Source organism: Collinsella aerofaciens (assembly GCF_015670745.1).
Classification (GTDB): domain Bacteria; phylum Actinomycetota; class Coriobacteriia; order Coriobacteriales; family Coriobacteriaceae; genus Collinsella; species Collinsella aerofaciens_T.
On record NZ_JADPCH010000038.1, the window covers coordinates 1 to 2,482 of the forward strand.

Here is a 2,482-nt window from a genome sequence, read left to right on the forward strand (position 1 = left end):
TTGTCGCGAGTTCCGCACGCAAAGGAAAGCACTTAATGTGCTTTCCGTCTTGCGCAGGACTGTAGAGCAGCAAACTTCATGCCCTCCGGTCCGCCCCGGGAGCCACTGCTAAGTTATCCCCCGGCATTCAGAAAATCTAAGTGCCAAAAAATAAGATTTTTTGACTCCGTGTTGTATAACCAGCCATTCGTGGGTACCATTCAACGCGTACGCAAACAAAAAGGGTTAATTCGCGTGGTATAACCGCGCGGCCCAAAAAGGAGGAGACAAGCATGTCGTCTTTGAAGCCGCTTGCAGATCGTGTTCTGGTCAAGCCCGACGAGGCCGAGCAGAAGACCGCTTCTGGTCTGTATATCGCCAGCAACGCTCAGGAGAAGCCGCAGCGCGGCACCATCGTTGCCGTGGGCGCCGGCAAGGTCAACGACAAGGGTGAGCGCATCCCCATGGACGTTCAGGTCGGCGACGTTGTCATCTACGGTAAGTTCGGTGGCAACGAGGTCAAGGTCGACGGCGAGAAGTATCTGCTGATGCGCGCCGACGACATCTACGCCGTCGTCGAGGCCTAGTCTCGTCAGAATCTCTGATTCGTCTTTGAACGCGCCCGTCGCATAGGACTCGGAAGCGGCGACGCGAGTCACATTTCTTTTGGAGGATTACCTACCATGGCAAAGAACATTACGTTCAACACCGATGCCCGCGCTAAGCTTGCCAAGGGCGTCAACACTCTGGCCGACGCCGTTACCGTCACCATGGGCCCCAAGGGTCGCTACGTTGCGCTGCAGCGCACGTTCGGTGCCCCGACCATCACCAACGACGGCGTTTCCGTCGCCAAGGAGATTGAGCTCGAGGACAACATCGAGAACATGGGCGCCCAGCTGGTGAAGGAGGTTGCCACCAAGACCAACGACACCGTGGGTGACGGCACCACCACCGCAACCCTGCTCGCTCAGGCCATCGTCAACGACGGTCTGCGCAACGTTGCTGCTGGCGCTAACCCGCTGGCCATCCGTCGCGGCATCGACAAGGCCGTCAACGCCGCCGTCGCCGAGATGAAGAAGCAGGCCAAGCCGGTCGAGACCAAGGAGCAGATTGCTTCCGTCGGTACCATCTCTGCCGGTGACCCCGAGGTCGGCGAGAAGATCGCCGAGGCCATGGAGGTCGTGGGCAAGGACGGCGTCATCACCGTCGAGGATTCCCAGACGTTCGACATCACCATCGACACCGTCGAGGGCATGCAGTTCGACAAGGGCTATGTCTCCGCTTACTTCGTCACGGACAACGACCGCATGGAGGCCGTGATGAAGGATCCGTACATCCTCATCACCGACCAGAAGATCTCCAGCGTTCAGGACATCATGCCCGTTCTCGAGGCTGTCCAGCGCGCTGGCCGCGGCCTGCTCATCATCGCTGAGGACATCGACGGCGAGGCTCTGCCTACCCTGGTCCTCAACAAGATCCGTGGCGCTCTCAACGTCTGCGCCGTCAAGGCTCCGGGCTACGGCGATCGCCGTAAGCGCATCCTCGAGGACATCGCCGTCCTCACCGGTGGCCAGGCTGCCCTGGACGAGCTGGGCGTGAAGGTCGCCGACATCACCGCCGATATGCTCGGTACCGCTAAGTCCGTCACCATCTCCAAGGACAACACCGTCGTCGTCGGCGGCGCTGGCTCCAAGGAGGCCATCGACGCCCGTATCGCTCAGATCAAGGGCGAGATGGAGAACACCACCTCTGACTTCGACCGCGAGAAGCTCCAGGAGCGCCTGGCCAAGCTCTCCGGCGGCGTTGCCGTCATCAAGGTCGGCGCTGCTACCGAGTCCGAGCTCAAGGAGATCAAGCACCGCGTCGAGGATGCCCTGCAGGCTACCCGCGCTGCTGTCGAGGAGGGCATCGTCGCCGGTGGCGGCGTCGCCTTCATGGACGCTGCTCCTGCGCTCGACGCTGTCGAGATCGACGACCCCGAGGAGAAGATCGGCGTCGACATCGTCAAGAAGGCTCTGACCGCTCCGGTCGCTACCATCGCCAAGAACGCTGGCTTTGAGGGCGCTGTCGTGGTCGACAAGGTTGCCGAGCTGCCCGCCGGCCAGGGTCTCAACTCTGCCAACGGCGAGTGGGGCGACATGATCGAGATGGGCGTCCTCGACCCCGTCAAGGTCAGCCGCGTCACCCTGCAGAACGCTGCTTCTGTCGCCAGCCTGATCCTCATCACCGAGGCTACCGTCTCCGATGTGCCCAAGAACACTCAGCTTGAGGACGCTATCGCTGCTGCCACCGCTGGTCAGCAGGGCGGCGGTATGTACTAAGGCCGACAAGGTCTAGAACTCCCACCGGGAATCCGGGGGCGTGACGGGGTTTCTCTCCGGAACGTCCTCGGACATGCAAAGAGGCTCCGCATCGCGCTTCGCGCTGCGGAGCCTCTTTGCGTCCTGACGCTCCTATTTGGCAAGGTGTTTTTTAGAATTCATTTTGCGCTCGGCCTCGAAGG

At 61.1% G+C, this 2,482-nt stretch carries 2 protein-coding genes; both read left to right on the forward strand.

The genetic code is table 11. From position 1 onward, the window contains the following. The first annotated feature begins 272 nt into the window (after positions 1-272). Positions 273-566: a co-chaperone GroES gene (gene groES, locus I4W07_RS09055; protein ID WP_040358989.1), complete on the forward strand. Its 294-nt coding sequence runs from the start codon at positions 273-275 to the stop codon at positions 564-566. A gap of 96 nt (positions 567-662) precedes the next feature. Continuing rightward, on the forward strand, positions 663-2,300 hold the full coding sequence (gene groL / locus I4W07_RS09060) for a chaperonin GroEL (protein ID WP_006234938.1): 1,638 nt from the start codon (positions 663-665) through the stop codon (positions 2,298-2,300). The last annotated feature ends 182 nt before the right edge of the window (positions 2,301-2,482 follow it).

Bases quoted from the DNA above. Each gene is read 5' to 3' on its own strand.
- groL (WP_006234938.1), top strand. From the start codon at position 663: ATGGCAAAGAACATTACGTTCAACACCGATGCCCGCGCTAAGCTTGCC.
- groES (WP_040358989.1), top strand. From the start codon at position 273: ATGTCGTCTTTGAAGCCGCTTGCAGATCGTGTTCTGGTCAAGCCCGAC.